Source organism: Streptomyces sp. NPDC000151 (assembly GCF_040301705.1).
GTDB lineage: Bacteria > Actinomycetota > Actinomycetes > Streptomycetales > Streptomycetaceae > Streptomyces.
In genome coordinates, this window is the sequence record NZ_JBEPFC010000115.1 from 1 (window position 1) to 24541 (window position 24541).

Below are 24541 nucleotides of genomic sequence, written 5' to 3' on the forward strand. Positions count from 1 at the left end.
CACGGGGCGGCTCTGCGGGCCGGTCGGGAGCGCGTTCGTACCGCCCTGCGGCCTGCGTACGGGGCCCGGCAGCCCGCCTCCGTACGTGGCACTGCCCGGTGCGGCGGGCTGCCCCTGCGGCGGGCCGGGGCGGCCCGGTACGCCGGGAGGCCCCGGCGGCAAGGCGGAACGGTTCCCCGGACCGGCCGTGCGCGCCGCCGCGGCCCTGGCACCGGCCCGGTACGCGGCGATCGCCCCGGCCCGCGCCCGCCGCGGATCGTCCTCGGCCGCAGCAGCCTCCGAAGACGCACGCGCTCCGGGCGGCCCCGCCTCCGCAGGCGTACGCGGCCCCGCCTCCGCAGGCGCGCGCTCCCCAGCCGCCCCCGCCCCCGAAGGCGTACGCGCCCCAGGCACCCCAGAAGAGCCACCGTGCACGGCCCCACCAGGTACAGCACCACCCCGCACAGCCCCACCACCCAAAGCCCCCGGCGCGCCCCCGCTCCCCGCGCGCCACTCCCGTACCACGCCCGCGCGGACCGCTCCCGGGGGCGGCTCCGCCTCGCGGGGTACCGGGTCGTAGCCGCACAGCGCCTCCTCCGCGGCGCCGGCGGCCAGGCCGGTGAGGACGACGCGGCCGTCGTCGCAGACCAGGACCGTGCGCGGGGTGATGTTGCGATGCGTCCAGCCGTGCGCGTGCAGGGCGCGCAGGGCGGTGAGGATGTCGGCGGCGATCTCCGCCGCGCGGTGCGGGGTCAGCGTGCGGTCGGCGAGCAGCGCCGACAGCGGCCGGGCGGGGATCAGTTCGCTGACGATCCACAGGCTGCCGTCCTGCGCGAAGACGTCGAAAACCTGGTCGAGCCGGGGATGGTCCGGGACGCGCGCGGCGGCCGTCGCGGCCTCCAGGGCGCGCCGCACCACGGGATCGGACGGATCGCGGTCGGCCCGCGAGCCCCCGCCGGAGCCCGGACCGGCATCCGTACGCCGCCCGCGGCCACCGCCCCCCGCACCGCCGTACTCCCGGCCGGACCCGGCCCCCGTGTCGTACTCGTCGACCAGCTCCGCGTCCACGACGTCCGGGAGCGGCACCTGACGGACCAGCACTTCCTGGCTGCTGTAGGTGTCCAGCACGCGGGTCAGGACCGGCTCGGGCGCGTCCGGCGGCGGCACAGGAAGGCGGTAGCGCTCGGCGAGCACTCGCCCCGCGTACTCGTCCACGACGCCTCCCCAGTGCGCGCGATGCCCGCGGCCTACCCCTGGACCGTCCTTACCCCCCGGCACAGCGGTCCGTGGTCGGTTCCAGTCGCAATACTGCCGAAATGCGGCCGCGTACGGTCTATGTGGGGCCACGATACGTGTCCCGGGTCCGCCTGGGGACCGCTCGGCGCAACAGCGCTCACCCGCCCCGGCGGCTTTCTGCCACCGGAGCGGGCGGAATGATCAGTCCCTCATACGGACGCGGGGGACGGCAGTTACGCGCGTGCCGGGATCAGCCCGCTGATCCGTGGGCCACCGGCTCTCCCCCGTAGGCCACCGGCCCTCACTCCGTAGGCCGTCGGCGCTCCCCCGGAGGCCCTCAGCCCTTCACCTGGAAGGTGCGGAACGCGGTCTCCCGGAGCTGTCGGCACTCCTTGTCCGACCAGCTCCCCGCCTTGCAGCTGATCATGATCGCGTAGCCGTGGCCACCGTCCACCTTGAAGCCACGGTTCAGTACGCGCACCTTCTGGCCGTGCTGCTCACGGGTGAACGACCAGTCGGCGACGGTCGGGAAGTCCCGCCAGTCGGCCTTCTTGATGCCGATGAGGTGGTAGCCCGCACTGCTGCCGCGCACCGCGGGCTCCAGGCCGCGCCAGGCCGCGGCGGCGTCGTCGGTCGGCTTGGCGTTGAAGTCGACCTGAATGCGCGGGAAGCCCCCGGACGCGCTGTAGATGCCGCCCGAGCTCTGCCCCGCCGTGCCGGTCTGCTTCCAGCCCTTCGGCATCGCCATCGTGAAGTGGAACCGGCCGTTGGAGACCTTCTCGAAGCCGTCCGGGAGGGCGCCGTTCTTGTCGCTGCCCTTGTCGCCGCCCTTGTCGTCGCTCTTCCCGTCGTCGCCCGCGTCGTCCTTCGCGGGCGTCCCGCTCGCCTGCTCGGCCGGCGCCCCGCTGCTGGCCTGCGGGCTCGCCTTGCGCTCGCCCTGCGGCTCGTCGGACGCGGGGGCCGCGTCGGTGCTCCGCTTGCCCTGGGCCGTGCCCTTGCCCGCGGTGTCGTCCCCGGCGCTCAGCGCGAAGGCCAGCACCGTACCGATGACCGCGAGGACGGCGACCACCGCGACGATCACGAGCGTGCGCTTCGGTACGACGTCGGTCAGCGAGGCCCGGGACGCGCCCGACGTCGGCCGGCCGGACGCCGGCGTGCCGCCCGGCTTCGGCGCGGAGCGGGCGGCCGAGGCGGCCGCCGCGGCGCTGCGTACGGACTTCAGGGCGCCGCGCATCCGCTCCCTGGCCGGCTCGGCGGCCGCGCCGGCGGTGGCGGCGGTGGGTCTTGGCGGTGCCGGAGGCTTCGGCGGCAGCGCCATCATGCGCGTGGCCTCGACGGGCTTCTCCGGCGGCTTGGCGCCGGTGTCCTCGGGCGCGTTGACGGCGGCCGTCAGCAGCGCACGGGCGGCCTCGTCGCTCAGCCGCCCCGCGGGGTCCTTCACCAGCAGCCCGTAGATGACCTCTTCGAGGCCACCGGCGTTCTTCGGCGGGTCCACCGGCTCGGTCATCACCGCGGTGAGGGTGGCGATCGCGGAACCCTTGTCGTACGGGGGAACCCCCTCGACGCAGGCGTACAGCAGGCCGCCCAGCGACCACAGGTCGGACGGCGGGCCGGGCTTCTGGCCGCGGGCGCGCTCCGGCGCGATGTACGAAGGCGCGCCGACGAGCATGCCCGTGGAGGTGACCGAGGGGTCGCCCTCGACCTGGGCGATGCCGAAGTCCGTGAGCACCACCCGGCCGTCGTCGGCGATCAGGACGTTGGACGGCTTCACGTCGCGGTGCAGGATGCCCTCGCGGTGCGCGGCGCGCAGCACGTCCAGGACGGCGAGGCCGACCTCGGCGGCGCGGCGCGGAGTGAGCGCGCCGTCGTCGCGGATCACCTCGGCGAGCGAGCGGCCCTCGACCAGTTCCATGACGATCCACGGGCGGTCGTCCTCGTCGACCACGTCGTAGACCGTGACCGCGCCGTTGTTGCGGATCCTGGCGATCGCCTTCGCCTCGCGCAGCGTACGGGTGATCAGGCGGCGCTTCTCGTCCTCCTCGACCCCGCCCGGGAAGCGCAGTTCCTTGACCGCGACCGTGCGGCCCAGGACCTCGTCCCGTGCCCGCCAGACCGTGCCCATCCCGCCCCGGCCGAGGACATCGCCCAGCCGGTAACGGCCCGCGAGCAGCCTGCCCGTCTCGCCGTCCTTGGCGTCCTCGTCGCCCACTGAATCCCCTCTGCAATCCAGCCGAGTTGGCAACCGCAACACCAAAATACCCCAACTCGGACAACCCACCCTGGCAGAGCCTTCATTCTCCCTCATCCGCGGCGGTGGGGAAGGCCCGGGGCCAGGAGGAGTACGCGCTGGGCACCCGTCATGATGGGCCCGACTACCGGGAGTCCCGATTGACCTTGCGATCCGTGAATTTTAGCCGTGCGGCGGCGCTGGCGGCGGCCCTTGGCGTGCTCCTCACGGCCGGATGCGCCGGCAACGACCGCGCTCCGGCGCACTTCGCGGCGACGGATGCGCCCGGCGCGCGCCGCCCCGCCACAGGCTCGCCGGACCCCGGTACGGGCTCGCCGCCGCCCACGCCCCGTACGCCGCGCCCCGATGCGCGCCCCCCGTCACCCGGTAGGCACGCGCCGTCCCGTACCCCGAGTGCGACGCGTACATCCAGCACACCGAAGGGCCCGGCGCACGCGCCGAAGCCCGCGACCGCCCGGGCGGTTCGCGCGCTGGCGGACGGGGAGGCGCCGGGCGCGGCGGCGCTGACGACCCGTGACGGTCAGGTGTACGCCTCGCGGTTCACCGCAGCGGGCGTGGCCGACCTGCGGACGGACCGGCCCATCACACCCGCCGACCACTTCCGCGCGGGCAGCCTCACCAAGACCTTCATCGCCACGGTCGTGCTGCAGCTGACCGCCGAGCACCGGCTCTCCCTGGACGACACCGTCGGCGCGCTGCTGCCGGCCCTCGTCCCCGGCCGTACGGACCCGCGCGAGGTCACCGTCCGCGAACTGCTGGACCACACCAGCGGCCTGTACAACTACACCGCCGACCCGGAGCTGTCGCGGGAGCTGCACGGCGCCGGCTTCACCGCGCACCGCTACGACACCTACACCCCGGCGGAGCTGGTGCGGACGGCGCTCGCCCATCCGCCGGAGGCCGCCCCCGGCGCCCGGTACGCGTACTCCAACACCAACTACCTCGTACTGGGGCAGATCATCGAGGCGGTGACCGGGCACTCGTACGCCGAGGAGGCCGGGCGCCGGATCATCGCGCCACTGGGGCTGTCGGATACGTCCTTCCCCGGGACCGATCCGCGGCTGCCGCGGCCGTACGGGCGCGGGTACTCGCAGGTGGGCGCGGAGCGGGTGGACAGTACGACGCTCGACCCCAGCCGGGCGGGCGCGGCGGGCGAGCTGGTCACCACGCTCGGCGACCTGAACCGTTTCTTCGCGGCGCTGCTCGGCGGCCGGCTGCTGCCGCCCCGTCAGCTCGCCCAGATGCGGGACGAAAAGGACACGAACGGCGTGTACGGGCTGGGCCTCTACGGGACCCGGCTGCCGTGCGGCGTCACGGTATGGGGCCACGACGGCGACATCAACGGCTCGTACGCGCAGACCGCGGCCACCGAGGACGGCCGGCACGTGCTGACGCTGCGGATGAACACGGACCGGCCGGACGCGCCCCGCCGGATACGCGCCCTGCTGACGGCGGAGTTCTGCCCGCGGGCGTGACGCCGGACGGACCGGCGCCACGCCACGCCCGGCGCCACGCCACGCCCGGCGCCGCGCCGCGCCCGCTAGCGCGACACGATGTCCGGCGCGCCCAGCCGGGCCGCGTCCGCCGTCAGGTCGTCCGGCTGCCGCTGGGACTCCCGCTCGGCCTCGACCCGCTTCTCGTAGTGCTCGATCTCCCGGTCGATCTGGTCCTGGTCCCAGCCCAGCGCGGGCGCCATCAGCTCGGCGACCTCGCGGGCGCTGCGGGTGCCCCGGTCGAAGGTCTCGATGGAGATCCGGGTGCGCCGGGTCAGCACGTCGTCCAGGTGGCGGGCGCCCTCGTGGGTGCAGGCGTAGACGACCTCGGCGCGGAGGTAGTCGTCGGCGGCGGCCAGCGGCGCGCCGAGTGACGGGTCGTCGGTGATCAGCTCCAGTACCTCCTCCGCCATCGAGCCGTAGCGGTTCAGCAGATGCTCTATACGGGCGACGTGCAGGCCGGTGCGCGCCGCGATGTGCGCCCGCGCGTTCCACAGCGCCTTGTAGCCCTCCGCGCCCACCAGCGGCACGTCCTCGGTCACGCAGTCCGCGACCCGCTGGTCCAGCCCGTGCACCGCCTCGTCCACCGCGTCCTTGGCCATGACCCGGTACGTCGTGTACTTGCCGCCCGCGACCACGACCAGGCCCGGCACCGGGTGCGCGACCGTGTGCTCGCGCGACAGCTTGCTCGTCGCGTCCGACTCGCCCGCCAGCAGCGGCCGCAGCCCCGCGTACACACCTTCCACGTCGTCCCTGGTCAGCGGGGTGGAGAGGACGGAGTTGACGTGTTCGAGGAGGTAGTCGATGTCGGCGCTGGAGGCGGCGGGGTGCGCCTTGTCCAGGTCCCAGTCGGTGTCGGTGGTGCCGATGATCCAGTGCCGTCCCCAGGGGATGACGAACAGCACGCTCTTCTCCGTGCGCAGGATCAGCCCGGTGGTGGAGTGGATGCGGTCCTTCGGTACGACCAGATGGATGCCCTTGGAGGCGCGGACGTGGAACTGGCCGCGCTCGTTGATCAGGCCCTGGGTGTCGTCGGTCCACACGCCCGTGGCGTTGACGATCTGCCGGGCGCGCACCTCGTACTCGCCGCCGGCCTCCACGTCCTGCACGCGGGCGCCGACCACCCGCTCGCCCTCACGCAGGAAGCCGACGACCCGGGCCCGGTTGGCCGTGAGCGCCCCGTAGGCGGCGGCGGTGCGCACGATGGTGGCGACGTACCGCGCGTCGTCCATCTGGGCGTCGTAGTACTGCAGGGCGCCGACCAGCGCGTCCTTCTTCAGGCAGGGCGCGACACGCAGCGCGCGCGAACGGGTGAGATGCCGGTGGGCGGGCAGCCCGCGGCCGTGCCCGGAGGAGAGCGACATCGCGTCGTACATCGCCACGCCCGTGCCGGCGTACCAGCGCTCCCAGCCCTTGTGCTGGAGGGGATAGAGGAAGGGCACCGGCTTCACCAGATGCGGCGCGATCCGCTCCAGCAGCAGCCCGCGTTCCTTCAGCGCCTCCCGTACGAGCGCGAAGTCCAGCATCTCCAGATAGCGCAGCCCTCCGTGGATCAGCTTGCTGGAGCGTGATGACGTGCCCGATGCCCAGTCCCGCGCCTCGACCAGGCCCGTGGACAGTCCGCGCGTCACCGCGTCCAGTGCGGTGCCGGCGCCGACGACGCCGCCGCCGATGACCAGCACGTCCAGCTCGCGTTCCGCCATCTGTGCCAGTGCTCCGGCGCGCTCGGCCGGTCCCAGTGTCGCTGTCCTCACCACTGCCTCCCGCTTCGGTCGGTGCTGTGATCGGTGCCACACCCCGTTGTTGATTCTGTCCGGAGGTGGCCGGGCCAGCCACCCTCCGCACACTTACCGGTCGGGAAGGCGCCACTCCGCACCCTTGATCCACCAATCCCCATTCTGGGTCAAATGTCGGCTTAGTCTACTTATGCGCTACCTGGAATCGCTCGGGAAGGACGGCCAGAATGCCCGCAGACCTCGCCGTCATCGGACTCGGCCACATCGGCCTCCCCCTCGCCCAGGCCGCCGTCGCCGCCGGCCTCGGCACCCTCGGCTACGCCCCCGCACCGCACACCGCCGCCGGCCTCGGCGCCGACGGCCCGCTCTCCCCCACCGAAGTGCGCCGGCTGCTCACCGCCGGCTTCCGCACCACCACCGACCCGGCCGCGCTCGGCCGGGTCCGTACGGCGGTCATCTGCGCCCCCACCCCGCTCGGCGAGGACCGCGCCCTGGACCTGCGCGCGGTGGCCGACGCCGCCCGCACCCTCGCCGCACATCTGCGCCCCCACACCACGGTGATCCTGGAGTCCACGGGGTACCCCGGGACCACCGAGGAATTCCTCCGGCCACTCCTGGAAGCGGGCTCCGGCCTTATCGCGGGACGCGACTTCCACCTCGCCTGCTCCCCCGCCCGCTACGACCCCGGCAACCGCCGCTACGGCCACGCCAACACCCCCAAGGTCATCGGCGGCCTCACCCCCGCCTGCACCGAAGCCGCCGCCGCCTTCTACGGCCGGCTCACCGACAAGGTCGTCCGCGCCCGCGGCCCCAAGGAGGCCGAGACCGCCGGGCTGCTGGAGACCAACTACCGGCACGTCAACATCGCCCTGATGAACGAGATGGCCGTCCTCTGCCACGACATCGGCGTGGACCTCTGGGACGTCATCCGCTGCGCCGAGACCAAGCCCTTCGGCTTCCAGGCGTTCCGCCCCGGCCCCGGCGTCGGCGGCCACGCCGCCCCCATCGACCCCAATTGCCTCGCCCACAAGGGCCGCACCCCCGGCTACCCGCTCCGCATGGTCGAGCTCGCCCAGGAGGTCAACGGCCGGATGCCCCGGTACGTCATCCAGCGCTGCGCCACCCTCCTGAACGAGCACGGCAAATCGGCCCGCGGCGCGCGCGTACTGCTGCTCGGGGTGACGTACAAGCCGGACATCGGCGACGAGGAGGGCTCACCGGCCCGCGAGATCGCCTCCCGCCTCCTGGAGCTGGGCGCCCACCTGACGTACCACGATCCGTACGTCCCCCAGTGGCAGGTGCTGGGCCGCCCGGTCCCGCGCGCGGACTCGCTGTACGAGGCCGCCTCCGCCGCCGACCTCACGCTGCTCCTGCAGCACCACCGCACGTACGACCTCCAGGGCCTGGCCGTGAAGGCCCAGCTGCTGCTGGACACGCGCGGGGCGACGCCTACGGGGGCGGCGCACCGGCTGTGAACGCGAAGGGGCCCTGCCGCGCCGGCAGGGCCCCTTACGCGCGAAGAACCGCGGATCAGGCGCGGACCGTCACCTCGACCCGCTGGAACTCCTTCAGGTCGGAGTAGCCGGTCGTGGCCATCGCGCGGCGCAGCGCGCCGAAGAAGTTCATCGAACCGTCCGTGGTGTGCGACGGGCCGTGCAGCACCTCCTCGGTCGTGCCGACCGTGCCGAGGTCCATGCGCTTGCCACGCGGCACGTCCTCGTGGACGGCCTCCATGCCCCAGTGGTGGCCGCGGCCGGGCGCGTCGGTGGCGCGGGCCAGCGGGGAGCCCATCATCACGGCGTCCGCGCCGCAGGCGATGGCCTTGGGCAGGTCGCCGGACCAGCCCACGCCGCCGTCGGCGATGACGTGGACGTACCGGCCGCCGGACTCGTCCATGTAGTCGCGGCGCGCGGCCGCGACGTCCGCGACGGCGGTGGCCATCGGGACCTGGATGCCCAGGACGTTACGGGTGGTGTGCGCGGCGCCGCCGCCGAAGCCCACCAGCACGCCGGCCGCGCCGGTACGCATCAGGTGCAGGGCCGCGGTGTAGGTCGCGCAGCCGCCGACGATGACCGGGACGTCGAGCTCGTAGATGAACTGCTTGAGGTTCAGCGGCTCGGCGGCGGAGGAGACGTGCTCGGCGGAGACGGTGGTGCCGCGGATCACGAAGATGTCCACGCCCGCGTCCACGACGGCCTTGGAGAACTGGGCCGTGCGCTGCGGGGAGAGCGCGGCGGCGGTGACCACGCCGGAGTCGCGCACCTCCTTGATGCGCTGGCCGATCAGCTCTTCCTTGATCGGGGCCGCGTAGATCTCCTGCAGGCGGCGGGTCGCGGTGGCCTCGTCCAGCTCGGCGATCTCCGCGAGCAGCGGCTCCGGGTCCTCGTACCGGGTCCACAGGCCCTCGAGGTTGAGCACGCCCAGGCCGCCCAGCTCGCCGATGCGGATGGCGGTCTGCGGCGAGACGACGGAGTCCATCGGGGCGGCCAGGAACGGCAGCTCGAAGCGGTAGGCGTCGATCTGCCAGGCGATCGAGACCTCCTTCGGGTCGCGGGTCCGCCGACTCGGTACGACGGCGATGTCGTCGAAGGCGTACGCCCGGCGGCCGCGCTTGCCGCGCCCGATCTCGATCTCAGTCACTATGTGGCCTTTCGCTTACTTCGCGGCTTCGTCTGCCGTTTCCAGTATCCCCGACATGCCGCAGCCCGCGGACGTGTGGTCCGCGGGCTCCTGCACAGGCTGTGTACTGCCTGGTCAGCGGGCGTTGTAGTTCGGCGCCTCGACCGTCATCTGAATGTCGTGCGGGTGGCTCTCCTTCAGGCCCGCCGAGGTGATCCGGACGAACCGGCCCCGCTCCTGCAGCTCCGGGACCGTCCGGCCGCCGACGTAGAACATCGACTGGCGCAGGCCGCCGGCGAGCTGGTGGACGACCGAGGAGAGCGGGCCGCGGTAGGGCACCTGGCCCTCGATGCCCTCGGGCACCAGCTTCTCGTCGGAGGCGACACCCTCCTGGAAGTACCGGTCTTTGGAGAAGGACTTGCGGTCGCCGCGGGTCTGCATCGCGCCCAGCGAACCCATGCCGCGGTACGACTTGAACTGCTTGCCGTTGATGAACATCAGCTCACCCGGCGACTCCTCGCAGCCGGCGAGGAGGGAGCCGAGCATGACCGTGTCGGCGCCCGCGACCAGGGCCTTCGCGATGTCACCGGAGTACTGCAGGCCACCGTCGCCGATGACCGGGACGCCGGCCGCCTTCGCGGCGAGCGACGCCTCGTAGATCGCGGTGACCTGCGGGACGCCGATGCCGGCGACGACGCGGGTGGTGCAGATCGAGCCGGGGCCGACGCCGACCTTGATGCCGTCCACGCCGGCGTCGATGAGCGCCTGGGCGCCGTCGCGGGTGGCGATGTTGCCGCCGACGACGTCGACGGAGGAGTTCGACTTGATCTTGGCGACCATGTCGCCGACCAGCCGGGAGTGGCCGTGCGCGGTGTCCACCACGATGAAGTCCACGCCGGCCTCGATCAGCGCCTGGGCCCGCTCGTACGCGTCGCCCGCCACGCCGACGGCCGCGCCGACCAGCAGCCGGCCCTCGGAGTCCTTGGCGGCGTTCGGGTACTGCTCGGCCTTGACGAAGTCCTTGACCGTGATCAGGCCCTTGAGGACGCCCGAGTCGTCGACCAGCGGCAGCTTCTCGATCTTGTGGCGGCGCAGCAGCTCCATGGCGTCCACGCCAGAGATCCCGACCTTGCCCGTGACCAGCGGCATCGGCGTCATGACGGCGCGCACCTGACGGCTGCGGTCGGTCTCGAAGGCCATGTCGCGGTTGGTGACGATGCCGAGCAGCTTGCCCGCCGCGTCGGTCACCGGGACGCCGCTGATACGGAAGCGCGCGCACAGGTCGTCGGCCTCGGCCAGGGTCGCGTCCGGGTGCACCGTGATCGGGTCGGTGACCATGCCGGACTCGGAGCGCTTGACCAGGTCGACCTGGTTGGCCTGCTCCTCGATGGAGAGGTTGCGGTGCAGCACACCGACGCCGCCCTGGCGGGCCATCGCGATGGCCATCCGGGCCTCGGTCACCTTGTCCATCGCCGCGGACAGCAGCGGGACGTTCACCCGGACATTCTTCGAGATGTACGAGGAGGTGTCGATCTGGTCGGGCGCCATGTCCGAGGAGCCCGGCAGCAGCAGCACATCGTCGTAGGTCAGCCCGAGTGTCGCGAATTTTCCGGGCACTCCGTCGACGTTGGTCATGACACCTTCCCAATGGCCTTGATCAGTGCGGATGTCCATGCTAACGGGAATGGCCGGTGTCTCATTCCACGAGCAAGATCACCCGTATTTTTTGTGCGTTCACACGGGCGGCGCCGCCCGGACGTCAGCAGGGCGCGGCAGCCCGCCCCCTCCGCTTCCGGAGGGGGCGTGACTACTGCTCGGCGAGCGCCCGCAGCCGGCTGAGCGCGCGGTGCTGCGCGACCCGCACGGCCCCCGGCGACATCCCCAGCATCTGCCCGGTCTCCTCCGCCGTCAGCCCGACCGCGACCCGCAGCAGCACCAGCTCCCGTTGGTTCTCCGGCAGGCTGGCCAGCAGCTTCTTGGCCCACTCCGCGTCACTGCTGAGCAGCGCCCGCTCCTCGGGGCCGAGTGAGTTGTCCGGCTGCTCCGGCATCTCGTCCGAGGGCACGGCCGTGCTGCCGGGGCCGCGCATCGCGGCCCGCTGCAGGTCGGCGACCTTGTGGCCGGCGATGGCGAAGACGAACGCCTCGAACGGCTTGCCGGTGTCCCGGTAACGCGGCAGCGCGCAGAGCACCGCCACGCAGACCTCCTGTGCGAGGTCCTCGACGAAGTGGCGAGCATCACCCGGCAGCCGCGACAGCCGCGTACGGCAGTAGCGCAGTGCGAGCGGGTGCACGTGTGCGAGGAGGTCGTGCGTGGCCTGCCGGTCCCCCTCGACGGCACGTGCGACGAGCCCGCCGATCTCCTGGGTCCCGTCCTCGCGCATCGGTCCATGGTGCCTTGGTGCCGCGCGGTTCGCGGCATCGCCCCCGTAGTTGTGCACCGAAGTGTTATGCGTCGGTGTGCCTGCACTCACGTCCCACGCCTCCCCCTTTCGGGTGTTGCCCATGCCGGACCCGAGACGTCGCCCATGGCGTTCTTCGGCGCCGTAGGGCACCGGGCAGGGCATGTCCGTCATGAGGTCTCTTCTGGCCGAGTGAGAAGCCCCGGCCCTGGAGCCGGGGAGGAGTCACACCTCAAGCATGCGGCATAGCGTGAGGTTTCGGCGCCGGACGGCGGCACAACGGGGCCGTGGCACGCGCCACCCCGTCGGGAGGGCGCGCGCCGCGGCCCCGCTGTGCCCTAGGGGGCTCAGCGGACCAGGCCCCAGCGGAAGCCGAGCGCGACCGCGTGTGCGCGGTCGGAGGCGCCGAGCTTCTTGAAGAGGCGCCGGGCGTGCGTCTTGACCGTGTCCTCGGAGAGGAAGAGCTCGCGGCCGATCTCGGCGTTCGACCGGCCGTGGCTCATGCCTTCGAGCACCTGGATCTCACGCGCGGTGAGCGTCGGGGCTGCACCCATCTCGGCGGACCGCAGCCGGCGCGGGGCGAGGCGCCAGGTCGGGTCGGCGAGCGCCTGGGTGACCGTCGCGCGCAGCTCGGCGCGCGAGGCGTCCTTGTGCAGATAGCCGCGGGCGCCGGCGGCGACGGCGAGTGCCACGCCGTCGAGGTCCTCGGCGACGGTGAGCATGATGATCCGGGCGCCCGGGTCGGCGGACAGCAGCCGGCGCACGGTCTCGACGCCGCCGAGGCCGGGCATCCGTACGTCCATCAGAATCAGGTCCGAGCGATCGGCACCCCAGCGGCGGAGGACTTCCTCGCCGTTGGCCGCGGTCGTCACGCGCTCGACGCCGGGGACGGTCGCAACCGCCCGACGGAGCGCCTCTCGGGCAAGCGGGGAGTCGTCGCAGACGAGGACGGAAGTCATGGCCGTCCTCCGCAGCTGATGCGCGTCACGTTGTGCCTCCAGGCTGGTACGTATCGTCACCTGTGCGATTGACGGCCTCGGACACCTGCCCGGGGAGTCCCTCTGTCAACCGCTTCCGCACTCTCAACGACGGTCACCCGAAAGAGTTACGGGCTGAGGAGCCGTTTTCGACACTCTATGTGAGGGGCCGGACACGCAGCATCAAGACCCGCGCCCCCTGCCGCACCACTTCCCGTAACGGGGGCGGTATGCCCTGTTTGGTGGCTTTTCTTCCGTTTGCTAGTTATCTGGGGCAAGATTCGAGATGAGTCATATTTACATCTGCTTAGACGGTAGATGTACGGTCTTGAACAGGAGCCCGTACCGCCACGCTTCGAGGGGACTAGCAATGGCAGATTTCTCCCGCCTTCCGGGCCCGAACGCGGACCTCTGGGACTGGCAACTGCTCGCCGCCTGCCGCGGCGTGGACAGTTCGCTCTTCTTCCACCCCGAGGGCGAACGTGGCGCGGCCCGCAGCGCGCGCGAGACGTCCGCGAAAGAGGTCTGCATGCGCTGTCCTGTACGCGCCGAATGCGCGTCCCACGCCCTGGCCGTCCGCGAGCCCTACGGCGTGTGGGGAGGACTGACCGAGGACGAGCGGGAAGAGCTGATGGGCCGGGCGCGGCACCGCCTCGTGCCGGCCGGCGGCTCGAACCCGGCCACGCTGTACAGAGGGTGACGCCGTCCACCCGAACAGACGTAACGTTTCTGCGCCGCTGCCGCGCCCCGCGCGGTGCGGCGGCCGGTACCGCCGGGAGAGCGGTACCGGTGCAGATCAGCGGCGGCCCGCGGCCGCCAGCTGGTCGAGCATCGCCGCCACCGCCGGGACCTGCGCCAGGTCCGGCAGCGTGAGCGCCACGATCTCGCGCTGCACGACCGGCTCCAGCCGGATCGTGCGCGCCGCCTTGGGCCGTACCGAGGCCAGCGCCAGCTCCGGGAGAGCGGCGACGCCCAGGCCCGCGCCCACCAGCCCGATCACCGCCGGGTAGTCGTCGGTGGCGAAGTCGATGCGCGGCGTGAACCCGGCGCGCTCGCACACTGTGACCAGGTGGCGGCGGCAGCGCGGGCAGCCCGCGATCCACGGCTCGTCCGCCAGCTCGGCGAAGCCGGCGCGCCCCTCGCCGGCGAGCCGGTGCTCCTCGGGCACCAGCCCCACCAGCCGGTCGGTGAGCACCCGCCGCACGACCAGGTCGTCCCACTCCGACTCGGCCGCCGGGTCGGCGCCCGGCACCTCCGGATACCGGAAGGCCAGCGCGATCTCGCAGTCGCCGCCGCGCAGCATTTCGATGGAGCGCGGCGGCTCCGCCTCGTCCAGCGAGACCCCCGTACCGGGGTGCGCGGCGCGCATCGCGGCCAGCGCGGTCGGCACCAGCGTGGAGCTGCCCGAGGGGAAGGACACCAGCCGGACCCGCCCGGCGCGCAGCCCGGCGATCGCCGCGACCTCCTCCTCGGCGGCGGTGAGCCCGGCGAGGATGCCGGCGGCGTGCCGCACGAGGGCCTGGCCGGCCTCGGTGAGCCGCATCTCGCGGCCGGCACGGATGATCAGCGGCGTGCCCGCCGACTGTTCGAGCGCCTTCATCTGCTGGGAGACGGCGGGCTGGGTGCAGCCGAGCTCGCGCGCGGCGGCGGAGAAGGAACCGGTCCGCGCGACGGCGCGGAGCACGCGGAGATGACGAGCCTCGATCATGCCTCAAGCATAAGCATCACTTGGGGCGAGCTCGGATAAATCACTCGCCGCTTTGGCGCATCACCCACCGTACGACAGCGGAAACCGCCGGAACATTCGGCGCGAATCCCATCACCAGTGGGCCGGAAGTACACCGTGCGCGGGCTCCGAAGTACCGGACGGGGCGAGGGAGCTGACGGCGGGTCGGTCGCCCGTACGGCGGGTGCCCGGGCGGGCGGCGGACCACCGTGCCGATAGCGTTCTCTTATGACGACTGCATTGGTCACGGGAGCGACGGCGGGCATCGGGGCGGCGTTCGCGCGCCGGCTGGCGGGCGACGGGCACAACCTGGTGCTGGTGGCCCGTAACGAGGAGAAGCTGCGCGAACACGCGGCCGAGCTGCACGACCGGCACGGCATCGAGGCCGGGGTGCTGGTCGCCGATCTGGCGACGGAGGAGGGCATCGCGGCCGTCGAGGAACGGCTCGGTGACACCAGGCACCCGGTGGACCTGCTGGTCAACAACGCGGGCTTCGGCAACAAGGGCGAGTTCCTCGAAGTGCCCATGGCCGACGAGCTGACGATGCTGAAGGTGCACTGCGAGGCGGTACTGCGGCTGACCTCGGCGGCGGTGAAGGGGATGCGCGAGCGGCGGCGCGGCGGCGTGGTCAACGTCGCCTCGGTCGCGGCCTTCGTGCCGCGCGGCACGTACGGCGCGAGCAAGGCGTGGGTCGTGCAGTTCACCCAGGGCGCGGCCCGCGACCTGGCCGGCAGCGGGGTGCGCCTGATGGCCCTGTGCCCGGGCTTCGTCCGTACGGAATTCCACGAGCGGGCCGGGATGGGGACGGACAACATCCCCGACTGGATGTGGCTGGACGCCGACAAGCTGGTCGACGCGGCGATGAAGGACCTCGCCCGCGGCAAGTCCCTCTCCATCCCCGACCCGCGCTACAAGGCCATGATGGGCGTCGTGAAGCTCGCCCCGCGCAACCTCCTGGGCGGCGTCACGTCCCGGACGGGACGCAAGTACGGGCCGCAGTAGCGCTCACCCGGCAGCAGCCCGCACGTACCGGAAAAGCCCGAGGCCCGGCTCCCCTTCGCGGGGTGCCGGGCCTCGGTGCGGAGCTACTGCACTCAGTGCGAGTGGCCGTGGCCGTGGCCGTGGCCGGCCTCGGCCTCCTCCTCCGCCGGCTTCTCGACGACCAGGGTCTCGGTCGTGAGCAGCAGGGAGGCGATGGAGGCGGCGTTCTCCAGGGCGGAGCGGGTGACCTTGACCGGGTCGATGACGCCGGCCTTCACCAGGTCGGTGTACTCGCCGGTGGCGGCGTTGAAGCCGTTGCCCTTCTCGAGCTCGGCGACCTTGGCGGTGATGACGTAACCCTCGAGGCCCGCGTTCTCGGCGATCCAGCGCAGCGGCTCGACGACGGCGCGGCGGACGACGGCGACACCGGTGGCCTCGTCACCCTCCTTGCCGAGCGAACCCTCGAGCACCTTGGCGGCGTGGACGAGCGCGGAGCCACCACCGGAGACGATGCCCTCCTCGACCGCGGCGCGGGTCGCGGAGATGGCGTCCTCCAGACGGTGCTTCTTCTCCTTGAGCTCGACCTCGGTGGCCGCACCCACGCGGATGACGCAGACGCCACCGGCGAGCTTGGCGAGGCGCTCCTGGAGCTTCTCGCGGTCCCAGTCCGAGTCGGTGGACTCGATCTCGGCCTTGATCTGGTTGACGCGGCCCTGCACGTCCTCGGAGTTGCCGCCACCGTCGACGATGGTGGTGTCGTCCTTGGTGACGGTCACGCGGCGGGCGGTGCCCAGCACGTCCAGACCGGCCTGGTCGAGCTTGAGGCCGACCTCCTCGGCGATGACGGTCGCACCGGTGAGGGTGGCCATGTCGCCGAGCATCGCCTTGCGGCGGTCACCGAAGCCGGGGGCCTTCACGGCGACGGCGTTGAAGGTGCCGCGGATCTTGTTCACGACCAGGGTCGACAGGGCCTCGCCCTCGACGTCCTCGGCGATGATCAGCAGCGGCTTGGAGGAGCCGGCCTGGATGACCTTCTCCAGCAGCGGCAGCAGGTCCTGGATCGAGCCGATCTTGCCCTGGTGGATCAGGATGTACGGGTCCTCGAGGACGGCCTCCATCCGCTCCTGGTCGGTGACCATGTACGGGGAGAGGTAGCCCTTGTCGAAGGCCATGCCCTCGGTGAAGTCGAGCTCCAGGCCGAAGGTGTTGGACTCCTCGACGGTGATGACACCGTCCTTGCCGACCTTGTCCATCGCCTCGGCGATGAGCTCGCCGACCTGCTTGTCCTGGGCGGACAGGCCGGCCACGGCGGCGATGTCCGACTTGGAGTCGATCGGGCTGGCGGTCGCGAGGAGGTCGTCGGACACGGCCTTCACGGCGGCGTCGATGCCCTTCTTCAGGGCGGCCGGGGAGGCACCGGCGGCGACGTTGCGCAGACCCTCGCGGACCAGGGCCTGGGCCAGGACGGTCGCGGTGGTGGTGCCGTCACCCGCGATGTCGTTGGTCTTGGTCGCCACCTCCTTCACCAGCTGGGCGCCGAGGTTCTCGTACGGGTCGTCGACCTCGACCTCGCGCGCGATGGTGACACCGTCGTTGGTGATGGTGGGGGCGCCGAACTTCTTGTCGATGACGACGTTGCGGCCCTTGGGGCCGATCGTCACCTTGACCGTGTCGGCAAGCTTGTTGACGCCGCGCTCGAGGGCGCGACGGGCGTCCTCGTCGAACTTCAGAATCTTCGCCATGAGTTACGTGTCCTTAGTCGTACTCTCAACGAAATGCGCCCCTGCCCCGGGTGGTGAGACGCGGGAACCAGGGGCGCAGATCAGAAAAGCTGGGTGCAGTACTGGTGTCCGAGGTGAACCCGGACTCCCGGCTTACTTCTCGACGATCGCGAGAACGTCGCGGGCCGAGAGGACGAGGTACTCCTCGCCGTTGTACTTCACCTCGGTGCCGCCGTACTTGCTGTAGAGCACGACGTCGCCGACGGAAACGTCGAGCGGAAGACGGTTACCGTCCTCGAAGCGGCCCGGGCCCACGGCCAGGACAACGCCCTCCTGGGGCTTCTCCTTGGCGGTGTCCGGAATGACCAGGCCCGAAGCCGTGGTCTGCTCGGCGTCGAGCGGCTGGACCACAATGCGGTCCTCGAGCGGCTTGATGGCAACCTTGGAGCTGGCGGTCGTCACGATCCGACCTCCCCCTTCGGAGATCTCACGGGGTTAACTGTCTGAGGTGGCGACCAGGTGGATCCGTCGTCGCGGGTGCCGGACCTGCCCGTCGCTGTGTTTGGCACTCTCCAGTGGTGAGTGCCAGCGCCGAGACTATGACGCGGTTAGCACTCGGTCAAGCGGAGTGCCAACGTGGCTTCGAAAGAGATCCGTGACCTGCCCCAGAATGGGCCGGGTGAACCCTCTCGACTCCTTCTCCGCGCTGCTCACCGACGAGGGCCGGGCGCTGCTGTCCGGCCTCCGCGACCACGACCCCGCGCAGGAACTCGCCACCGCCACCCGGCTGCGCCGCGAGCACCCGGCCGAACTGGTCTCCGCGGCACTCGGGCAGGCCCGGCTGCGGCAGCGGGCAGTCGCGAAGTTCGGCGCCGAGGACGCGTACCGGATGTTCTTCACCCCGAACGGCGTCGAGCAATCCACCCGCCGCACCGTCGCCGTCCACCGCGCCGCGCGGCTGGCCGCGCTCGGCGTACGGTCCGTCGCCGACCTGTGCTGCGGCATCGGCGGCGACGCGATCGCGTACGCCCGGGCCGGCATCCGGGTCCTGGCCGTGGACCGCGACCCGCTCACCGCCGAGGTGGCCCGCGCGAACGCCGAGGCGCTGGGCCTGGCCGACCTGATCGAGGTGCGCTGCGCAGACGTCACGGAGATCGACACGAGCCCGTACGACGCCGTCTTCGTGGACCCGGCGCGGCGGGGCGGCCGCGGCCGCGTGTTCGACCCGGAGGCGTACTCCCCACCGCTCTCCTGGGCGATCGAGGCGGCCCGCAAGGCCCCGCACGCCGCCCTCAAGATCGCCCCCGGCATCCCGCACGAGGCGATCCCCGAGGACGCCGCCGCGGAGTGGATCTCGGACGGCGGCGACGTGAAGGAGGCCGTGCTCTGGTTCGGCACGGACCCGGGCTCGGTACGGGCCACCCTGCTCCCCTCCGGCGCCGCGCTGCACACCACAGCGCCGCTCCCCGACCCGGCCGTGCGCCCGGTGGGCCGCTACCTCTACGAGCCGGACGGCGCCGTCATCCGCGCGCACCTGGTCGCGGAGGTCGCGGCGGAGCTGGACGGCGGCCTGATCGACGAGACCATCGCGTACGTCACCGCCGACGAGCTGCGCCCCACCCCGTACGCCGCCGCCTACGAGATCACCGACGAGCTGCCTTTCAACCTCAAGAAGCTCAAGGCACTCCTCCGGGAGCGCGAGATCGGCGTGCTGACGGTCAAGAAGCGCGGCTCCGCCGTCGAGCCGGAGGAGCTCCGCCGCAAGGTGAAGCTCCGCGGCCCGCACTCCGCCACGGTCCTCCTCACCCGCGTCGCGGGCGCCCCGACGATGCTCATCGGCCGGCCGGCGACGCCTCGATGAGGAGGCCGGCGCCTCAGCAGTACGGCCGACGGCCGCTCACGAGTACAGGTTGTCCTTGCTGATCTCGTGCACGTGATCGTGGTCGTGGCCATGACCGTGGCCGTGGCCCTGGCTGTGCGGTACGCCGTGGCGGTGACGGTGCTCCGGGGCCGGGACGTGCGGCTCGGTGACCGGGAGGGAGGAGTCGGCGGACAGCTCCCAGGCGGAGTGCGGGCGGTTCCGGGCGACCATCTCGGCGCCCAGGGCCGCGACCATCGCGCCGTTGTCCGTGCACAGCTTCGGGCGCGGCACGCGCAGCGTGATGCCCGCGTCCTCGCAGCGCCGCTCGGCCATCGCGCGCAGCCGGGAGTTGGCCGCGACGCCGCCGCCGATCATCAGGTGGTCCACGCCGTGGTCCTTGCAGGCCCGTACGGCCTTGCGCGTCAGCACGTCCACCACCGCTTCCTGGAAGGACGCGGAGACGTCGGCGACCGGCACCTCCTCGCCGGCCGCGCGCTTGGCCTCGATCCAGCGGGCCACGGCGGTCTTCAGGCCGGAGAAGGAGAAGTCGTACTTGGGGTCGCGGGAGCCGGTGAGGCCGCGCGGGAACGCGATCGCGTCCGGGTCGCCCTCGCGGGCCATCCGGTCGATGACCGGGCCGCCGGGGAAGCCGAGGTGCAGCACCCGGGCGACCTTGTCGAACGCCTCGCCCGCCGCGTCGTCGATCGTCGAGCCCAGCGGCCGCACGTCGGAGGTGATGTCCGGCGCGAGCAGCAGCGAGGAGTGGCCGCCGGAGACCAGCAGGGCCATGGTCGGCTCGGGCAGCGCGCCGTGTTCGAGCTGGTCGACGCAGATGTGCGAGGCGAGGTGGTTGACGCCGTACAGCGGCTTGCCGAGGGCGTACGCGTACGCCTTGGCCGCCGAGGTGCCGACGAGCAGGGCGCCCGCCAGGCCGGGCCCCGCCGTGACGGCGATGCCGTCCAGGTCGGAGGCGGCGACGCCGGCCTCCTTCAGGGCGCGCTGGATCGTGGGGACCATCGCCTCCAGGTGGGCGCGGGAGGCGACCTCGGGGACGACGCCGCCGAAGCGGGCGTGTTCGTCGACGCTGGAGGCGATCGCGTCGGCCAGCAGGGTGTGGCCGCGGACGATGCCGACACCGGTTTCGTCGCAGGAGGTCTCGATGCCGAGGACGAGCGGTTCGTCAGCCATTGATCGGTGTTCCTTGTACGAGGGATTCGGTGGTGTAGCGCATGACCAGGGCGTCGACGTTGCCCGGCTGGTAGTAGCCGCGGCGGAAGCCGATGGGCTCGAAGCCGAAGCGTTCGTACAGGCGCTGGGCGCGGTGGTTGTCGACGCGTACTTCGAGGAGCACTTCGTGGCACTCGAAGGTGGTGGCGGCGGTGAGCAGGTCGGTCAGCAGCCGGCCGCCGAGCCCGGAGCCCCACTGGTCGCGGGCTGTGGCGATGGTCTGGACGTCGCCGGTGCCGTCCACGGCGGCGAGCCCGCCGTAGCCGACGAGCCGGCCGTCCCGCTCGGCGACGGTGTAGTGCCGGTTGGCGCCGGGCCCGCGGGCGTGTGCCAGCTCGGACCAGAACATCCCCCGGGACCAGGCGTCCTCGGGGAACAGCTCTTCCTCCAGCGCCAGCACCGGCTCGATGTCCCACCAGCGCATCTCGCGCAGCGTGGCGGGCCGGTCGGCGGGCTGCGGGTCACCGGCCCCCGGGGGCCGGCCGGCGTGGGCGGTCACTTCGGGGTGACCACCTTGTAGTTGGCGGGCACCTGGGCGTCGGGGCGGCGCAGGTACAACGGCCGCGGCGGCAGCAGCTCCTCGCCGCGGGCCAGCTTCTCGGCGGCGAGCGTGCCGAGGGCCGCCGCCGACTGGTACTCGGGCCCGTCCGTCCGTACGCCGTCGAAGGCGCCGTCGTACAGGAGCGCGCCCGCGCCCACCGCCGGCACCCCGGCGACCTGCTCGGCGATGTCGGCCGGGCGGTCGACGGCCGGGTCGGTCAGCCGGTTACGGAAGTCGGCGTAGCGGGCCCAGTAGACCTCCTTGCGGCGCGCGTCCGTGGCGACCACGAACGGCTCCTCGATACCGGAGGCGTACGCGATGCCGTCCAGCGTGCACAGGCCGTGCACGGGCACGTCCAGGGCCGCGCCGAAGGTGGCGGCGGTGACCAGGCCGACGCGCAGGCCGGTGTACGGGCCGGGGCCGACGCCGACGACGACGTCCGTGACCGCGTCGAGTTTCACGCCGGCCTCGCCGAGCACGCGGTCGACGGCGGGCAGCAGCAGTTCGCCGTGGCGGCGGGCGTCCACCTCGCGCGCCTCGGCGAGCACACGGGGAGCGGCCGGGCCGCCGTCCGGGCCGGGGTCGCAGCTGAGCAGCGCGGCGGAAACGGCGGGGGTCGCGGTGTCAAGGGCAAGCAGCAGCACGCCCTCAAGACTACGGCGCGGCGGACACCGCCCTGCCGGGTACCGCGCTCGCCGGTACGCTGCGTGCGGGGACTTCGGACTTCTGACGCGTACGGACCGTACGGAAAGGTGGCACGGCGGTGGCCGCTAGGAGCAGCTCGATCGTGACGGCTCTCACTGTGGCGGCGCTGGCCGCGGTCGGCTTCCTGGCCTTCCAGGCCTCGGCGGACGCCACCGGCCCGTTGGCGCCGGTCCGCGCGGCCAAGGGCGGCGCCGCGGTCTCGCCCGCGCCGTCGGGGCACCCCGCGCCCAAGGAGTCGGCGAAGGAGAAGGAACAGCGGGAGACCGCGGTACCGGCGCACTCCGGCACGGGCGAGCGCGTGGTGTACGCGCTGGACGCCCGGCGGGTGTGGCTGGTCGGCCCGAAGGACCAGGTCCTGCGGACGTACGAGGTCGTGCCCAGCACGGTCAGCCCGGCGCCGGGGGCGTACTCGGTGACCACGCGCTCCGCGAGCGTGACCGGTTCCGACGGCATTCCGATCGAGAATGTCGTGCGGTTCGCGACGGTCGACAACGTCGTGGTCGGCTTCAGCGCGGCGGTCGACGGCTCGATGCCGCAGCCGGGCACGGGCACGCCGCAGAAGCAGCAGAAGCAGAAGACCGGCGGCATCCGCGAGAAGCGGGCCGACGGCGCGGCGATGTGGAAGTTCGCGACGATCGGCAAGAAGGTCGTCGTCGTTCCGTAGCCCACGCGAGGCGGGCCCGCACCCGTACGGCGCAGCGCAGAGGCGCGGGCTTACGAATCACTCGTACGGGCTACGCGGGAAACGGGCCGTCGGTGGACGGCGGAGGCATCGGCCGACGGCGGGGCATTGGCGTGCCGACCACCGAGGGTCCGGCTTGCCGCCTACGCGGCGTCGCGGCCGCTGTTCTCGCTCGCGTCGGGCGAGGCCGGCTCGGGGGCGTCCGGTGGCGTGGAGACCGCGGTGGCGGCCGCGCAGGACGCCAGGAGCTCGTTCATGGTCGGCCGGGGCCCGTCCTCGCGGCGGTGCGGAGACGGTTCGCTGTCGTCGCGGCGGGCCGCCGCGGCGAGGGACTGGTGGGCCGACATGGATGCCTCCCGGGAATCCTGGGGCGAGCGGGCATGGTTAGGTAGACCTAACCGGCTCTCTCCCTCCATGTGACCACGCCCGGCACCGCCGACGCAACATCTTCCCGACGGCTTGTCGGAAACTACGGACGCCGCCGACCGGCGAAGTCCCACCAGGCCGCTCGCCCGGCGCCGCTCAGAGCTCCTGCAGCACGCTCAGGTCGCGGCCCGCCCAGCGCTCGCCGACGCCGGTGACGGTGACCTCGCGGACGTCGTCCTCGGCGTCGTCCACGGCCGCCTCCGCGCCCACGGCGCGCGCGATGACCACGTGCAGCCGGTCCTCGGACAGCTCCTCGACCTTGCCCTCGCCCCACTCCACGACCACCACCGACTCCGGCAGCGACACGTCCAGGTCCAGGTCCTCCATCTCGTCCAGGCCGCCGCCGAGCCGGTACGCGTCGACGTGTACCAGCGGCGGGCCGGCCTGCAGGGAGGGGTGCACGCGGGCGATGACGAAGGTCGGCGAGGTGACGGCGCCCCGTACGCCCAGGCCCTCGCCCAGGCCTCGGGTCAGCGTCGTCTTGCCGGCGCCGAGCTCGCCGCTCAGCAGCACCAGGTCACCCGGGCGCAGCAGCCCGGCGAGCCGGCGGCCCAACTCCTGCATCCGGTCCGGAGTCTTGACGGTTACCTGCGTGATGGCGTCGGTGGTGCTCATGCCGCCGATGGTACGAGCCCGGGCAGCCGGCGCGCGCCAGCGTCACCCCACCGCACTTTCGGGTGCACCGGCCCCCGGCAAGGTGCACGCCGCCCCACCCCTGGGTAACCCCCGAGGTGGGGGGATGCGGGGCTGCACCCGTAGGCGCTGCGCGGGCCGCCCCTACGTGGGCGCAGCGTGCGCTGCTCTCCATGGAAGCGCCGCGCCCCCGCGCCCCTCGGCCCTCAAGCCCGGGCCGGGCGCCAGCTGCGTGCTTCTGTTGCCGCGCGTTCCACCAGGGACGTCAGGCGGTCGTTGACCAGTTCCGGGTGTTCGAGCATGACCAGGTGGCCGCCGTCCGGTACGCAGACCAGCTCCGCGGCCGGCAGCAGTTCGCCGATCGTGCGGCTGTGCTCGGGCGGCGTGATCAGGTCGCGGTCGCCGGCCAGTACGAGCGCCGGTACGCCGTCGTACGCCGCCAGCGCTCCCGTCTTGTCGTGCACCGCGAACGCCGGGAAGAACTCCGCGACGACGTCGATGGGCGTCGCTTCGATGAGGCGCTCGGCGAAGCGGGCGACGCCGGGGTCCACGTCCTTCGGCGCGCCGAAGGAGTACCGCTTCACCAGGCCCGCGAAGAGGTCGGCCGTGGCCCGGCGGCCCTTCTCGACCAGCTCGCTCTGCGCACCCAGCGCCTTCAGCAGGCCCGGCGCGAACCGGTGCACCGCCTTCACGCCCAGCGACGGCAGCCCGAAGGAGGCGACCTCGCTCAGCCGCCCCGCCGACGTCCCGATCAGCCCGACGCCGACCACCCGCTCGGCGACGTACTCGGGGAAGTGGTCCGCGAGCGCCATCACCGTCATGCCGCCCATGGAGTGGCCGACCAGCACGATCGGCCCGTCCGGGACGGCGGCGTCCAGTACCGCCTTCAGGTCCCGGCCCAGCATGTCGATGGTGACCGGATCGGTGCCCTCGATCTGGGCGTGGCCGCGGGCCGAGCGGCCGTGGCTGCGCTGGTCCCAGTGGACCGTACGGACTCTGCCGCGCAGCGCGGCCCGCTGGAAGTGCCAGGCGTCCTGACTGAGGCAGTAACCGTGGCAGAAGACGACGGTGGGGGCCGCGGAGCGTCGCCCCAGGGCCCCCAGCAGGCGCTTGCGGCGGGCCCCCTGGGCCTCCCCGTCCGGCCAGTCTTCCGGTTCGTCGACTTCGTAGTACAGCGCCGTGCCGTCCTCCGCGTACGCCGTGCCCGGTGTGCCGCGCAGCGCCCCGTACGGGCCCGCCGAGTCCAGCGCCATCCGCGCCTTGCGGCGCACGCCCCGGCCGACCGTCAGCCGCTCCAGCGCCACCCCGGCGGCCGCGCCCGCGGCGACCACGCCGATCGCGGCGCCCGC

At 72.6% G+C, this 24541-nt stretch carries 22 protein-coding genes; 6 read left to right on the top strand and 16 right to left on the bottom strand.

Features of this window, described 5'->3' with window-relative positions; all coding sequences use genetic code 11:
• Together ABT381_RS26225 and ABT381_RS26230 are read right to left on the bottom strand one after the other, a co-directional pair.
• The coding region (locus ABT381_RS26225) for a protein kinase domain-containing protein (protein WP_351598965.1) at positions 1 to 1194 on the bottom strand (1194 nt) is incomplete at its 3' end.
• A gap of 358 nt (positions 1195 to 1552) precedes the next feature.
• Positions 1553 to 3424 (bottom strand): serine/threonine-protein kinase, encoded by a 1872-nt coding sequence (locus ABT381_RS26230; protein WP_351598967.1) that lies wholly within the window; start codon positions 3422 to 3424, stop codon positions 1553 to 1555.
• Between the two features lie 194 nt (positions 3425 to 3618).
• Here ABT381_RS26230 and ABT381_RS26235 point away from each other — a divergent pair, with 194 nt between their 5' ends.
• Positions 3619 to 4938, top strand: a complete 1320-nt coding sequence (locus ABT381_RS26235; RefSeq protein ID WP_351598969.1) for a serine hydrolase domain-containing protein — start codon at positions 3619 to 3621, stop codon at positions 4936 to 4938.
• A 65-nt stretch (positions 4939 to 5003) separates the two neighbouring features.
• Here ABT381_RS26235 and ABT381_RS26240 read toward each other — a convergent pair whose 3' ends face one another.
• Entirely contained in the window at positions 5004 to 6710 is a 1707-nt protein-coding gene (locus tag ABT381_RS26240) for a glycerol-3-phosphate dehydrogenase/oxidase (RefSeq protein WP_351598971.1), read from the bottom strand.
• Between the two features lie 209 nt (positions 6711 to 6919).
• Between ABT381_RS26240 and ABT381_RS26245 the strand changes: the two genes are divergently transcribed.
• Entirely contained in the window at positions 6920 to 8167 is a 1248-nt protein-coding gene (locus tag ABT381_RS26245; protein ID WP_351598973.1) for a nucleotide sugar dehydrogenase, read from the top strand.
• Between the two features lie 55 nt (positions 8168 to 8222).
• Here the strand turns inward: ABT381_RS26245 and ABT381_RS26250 are convergent, their stop codons facing one another.
• The 4 genes from ABT381_RS26250 to ABT381_RS26265 all read right to left on the bottom strand — a co-directional run bounded on the left by ABT381_RS26250 (position 8223) and on the right by ABT381_RS26265 (position 12671).
• Positions 8223 to 9332 carry a GuaB3 family IMP dehydrogenase-related protein gene (locus ABT381_RS26250; protein ID WP_030262970.1) on the bottom strand — a complete coding sequence of 370 codons (1110 nt, stop codon included), beginning with the start codon at positions 9330 to 9332 and terminating at the stop codon, positions 8223 to 8225.
• 114 nt (positions 9333 to 9446) lie between these two features.
• The gene (gene guaB / locus ABT381_RS26255; protein WP_351598976.1) at positions 9447 to 10946 is read right to left on the bottom strand and encodes an IMP dehydrogenase; all 1500 of its coding nucleotides are present in this window, start codon (positions 10944 to 10946) and stop codon (positions 9447 to 9449) included.
• 172 nt (positions 10947 to 11118) lie between these two features.
• Complete coding sequence (locus ABT381_RS26260; RefSeq protein ID WP_351598978.1) at positions 11119 to 11694, bottom strand: sigma-70 family RNA polymerase sigma factor; 576 nt, start codon at positions 11692 to 11694, stop codon at positions 11119 to 11121.
• Positions 11695 to 12059: 365 nt separating this feature from the next.
• A complete protein-coding gene (locus ABT381_RS26265; RefSeq protein ID WP_003948568.1) occupies positions 12060 to 12671 on the bottom strand; it encodes a response regulator transcription factor in 612 nt (203 codons plus the stop codon).
• Between the two features lie 388 nt (positions 12672 to 13059).
• On the opposite strand from ABT381_RS26265, the gene ABT381_RS26270 reads away from it, so the two are divergent.
• Complete coding sequence (locus ABT381_RS26270) at positions 13060 to 13389, top strand: WhiB family transcriptional regulator (protein WP_351598980.1); 330 nt, start codon at positions 13060 to 13062, stop codon at positions 13387 to 13389.
• 96 nt (positions 13390 to 13485) lie between these two features.
• Here the strand turns inward: ABT381_RS26270 and ABT381_RS26275 are convergent, their stop codons facing one another.
• Positions 13486 to 14397 carry a LysR family transcriptional regulator gene (locus ABT381_RS26275; RefSeq protein ID WP_351598982.1) on the bottom strand — a complete coding sequence of 304 codons (912 nt, stop codon included), beginning with the start codon at positions 14395 to 14397 and terminating at the stop codon, positions 13486 to 13488.
• Between the two features lie 246 nt (positions 14398 to 14643).
• On the opposite strand from ABT381_RS26275, the gene ABT381_RS26280 reads away from it, so the two are divergent.
• Entirely contained in the window at positions 14644 to 15417 is a 774-nt protein-coding gene (locus tag ABT381_RS26280; RefSeq protein WP_351598984.1) for an SDR family NAD(P)-dependent oxidoreductase, read from the top strand.
• A gap of 92 nt (positions 15418 to 15509) precedes the next feature.
• On the opposite strand, the gene groL is transcribed toward ABT381_RS26280, so the two are convergent.
• Both groL and groES read right to left on the bottom strand, forming a co-directional pair.
• The gene (groL, locus tag ABT381_RS26285; protein ID WP_351598986.1) at positions 15510 to 17138 is read right to left on the bottom strand and encodes a chaperonin GroEL; all 1629 of its coding nucleotides are present in this window, start codon (positions 17136 to 17138) and stop codon (positions 15510 to 15512) included.
• A gap of 132 nt (positions 17139 to 17270) precedes the next feature.
• Positions 17271 to 17579 carry a co-chaperone GroES gene (gene groES / locus ABT381_RS26290; protein WP_019329594.1) on the bottom strand — a complete coding sequence of 103 codons (309 nt, stop codon included), beginning with the start codon at positions 17577 to 17579 and terminating at the stop codon, positions 17271 to 17273.
• Between the two features lie 217 nt (positions 17580 to 17796).
• Between groES and ABT381_RS26295 the strand changes: the two genes are divergently transcribed.
• Positions 17797 to 18978: a THUMP-like domain-containing protein gene (locus tag ABT381_RS26295; RefSeq protein ID WP_351598988.1), complete on the top strand. Its 1182-nt coding sequence runs from the start codon at positions 17797 to 17799 to the stop codon at positions 18976 to 18978.
• Between the two features lie 36 nt (positions 18979 to 19014).
• On the opposite strand, the gene tsaD is transcribed toward ABT381_RS26295, so the two are convergent.
• From tsaD to tsaB, 3 genes are all read right to left on the bottom strand, one after another.
• Positions 19015 to 20166 (bottom strand): tRNA (adenosine(37)-N6)-threonylcarbamoyltransferase complex transferase subunit TsaD, encoded by a 1152-nt coding sequence (gene tsaD, locus ABT381_RS26300; RefSeq protein ID WP_351598990.1) that lies wholly within the window; start codon positions 20164 to 20166, stop codon positions 19015 to 19017.
• The gene (gene rimI / locus ABT381_RS26305) at positions 20159 to 20629 is read right to left on the bottom strand and encodes a ribosomal protein S18-alanine N-acetyltransferase (RefSeq protein ID WP_351599002.1); all 471 of its coding nucleotides are present in this window, start codon (positions 20627 to 20629) and stop codon (positions 20159 to 20161) included. The genes tsaD and rimI overlap by 8 nt, the downstream gene beginning before the upstream one ends.
• Positions 20630 to 20700: 71 nt before the next feature.
• Positions 20701 to 21390, bottom strand: coding sequence for a tRNA (adenosine(37)-N6)-threonylcarbamoyltransferase complex dimerization subunit type 1 TsaB (gene tsaB, locus ABT381_RS26310; RefSeq protein ID WP_351598992.1), 690 nt, complete (start codon positions 21388 to 21390; stop codon positions 20701 to 20703).
• Between the two features lie 143 nt (positions 21391 to 21533).
• Between tsaB and ABT381_RS26315 the strand changes: the two genes are divergently transcribed.
• Positions 21534 to 22115 carry a hypothetical protein gene (locus tag ABT381_RS26315; RefSeq protein ID WP_351598994.1) on the top strand — a complete coding sequence of 194 codons (582 nt, stop codon included), beginning with the start codon at positions 21534 to 21536 and terminating at the stop codon, positions 22113 to 22115.
• Between the two features lie 161 nt (positions 22116 to 22276).
• Here ABT381_RS26315 and ABT381_RS26320 read toward each other — a convergent pair whose 3' ends face one another.
• The 3 genes from ABT381_RS26320 to ABT381_RS26330 all read right to left on the bottom strand — a co-directional run.
• Positions 22277 to 22480, bottom strand: coding sequence for a hypothetical protein (locus ABT381_RS26320; RefSeq protein ID WP_351598996.1), 204 nt, complete (start codon positions 22478 to 22480; stop codon positions 22277 to 22279).
• A 175-nt stretch (positions 22481 to 22655) separates the two neighbouring features.
• Positions 22656 to 23174 carry a tRNA (adenosine(37)-N6)-threonylcarbamoyltransferase complex ATPase subunit type 1 TsaE gene (gene tsaE, locus ABT381_RS26325; RefSeq protein WP_351598998.1) on the bottom strand — a complete coding sequence of 173 codons (519 nt, stop codon included), beginning with the start codon at positions 23172 to 23174 and terminating at the stop codon, positions 22656 to 22658.
• Between the two features lie 224 nt (positions 23175 to 23398).
• A partial coding sequence (locus ABT381_RS26330; RefSeq protein ID WP_351599000.1) for an alpha/beta fold hydrolase occupies positions 23399 to 24541 on the bottom strand: 1143 nt, incomplete at its 5' end.

Bases quoted from the DNA above. Each gene is read 5' to 3' on its own strand.
- ABT381_RS26245 (WP_351598973.1), top strand. From the start codon at position 6,920: ATGCCCGCAGACCTCGCCGTCATCGGACTCGGCCACATCGGCCTCCCC.
- guaB (WP_351598976.1), bottom strand. From the start codon at position 10,946: ATGACCAACGTCGACGGAGTGCCCGGAAAATTCGCGACACTCGGGCTG.
- ABT381_RS26260 (WP_351598978.1), bottom strand. From the start codon at position 11,694: ATGCGCGAGGACGGGACCCAGGAGATCGGCGGGCTCGTCGCACGTGCC.
- ABT381_RS26265 (WP_003948568.1), bottom strand. From the start codon at position 12,671: ATGACTTCCGTCCTCGTCTGCGACGACTCCCCGCTTGCCCGAGAGGCG.
- ABT381_RS26270 (WP_351598980.1), top strand. From the start codon at position 13,060: ATGGCAGATTTCTCCCGCCTTCCGGGCCCGAACGCGGACCTCTGGGAC.
- ABT381_RS26275 (WP_351598982.1), bottom strand. From the start codon at position 14,397: ATGATCGAGGCTCGTCATCTCCGCGTGCTCCGCGCCGTCGCGCGGACC.
- ABT381_RS26280 (WP_351598984.1), top strand. From the start codon at position 14,644: ATGACGACTGCATTGGTCACGGGAGCGACGGCGGGCATCGGGGCGGCG.
- groL (WP_351598986.1), bottom strand. From the start codon at position 17,138: ATGGCGAAGATTCTGAAGTTCGACGAGGACGCCCGTCGCGCCCTCGAG.
- tsaD (WP_351598990.1), bottom strand. From the start codon at position 20,166: ATGGCTGACGAACCGCTCGTCCTCGGCATCGAGACCTCCTGCGACGAA.
- rimI (WP_351599002.1), bottom strand. From the start codon at position 20,629: ATGCGCTGGTGGGACATCGAGCCGGTGCTGGCGCTGGAGGAAGAGCTG.
- ABT381_RS26320 (WP_351598996.1), bottom strand. From the start codon at position 22,480: ATGTCGGCCCACCAGTCCCTCGCCGCGGCGGCCCGCCGCGACGACAGC.
- tsaE (WP_351598998.1), bottom strand. From the start codon at position 23,174: ATGAGCACCACCGACGCCATCACGCAGGTAACCGTCAAGACTCCGGAC.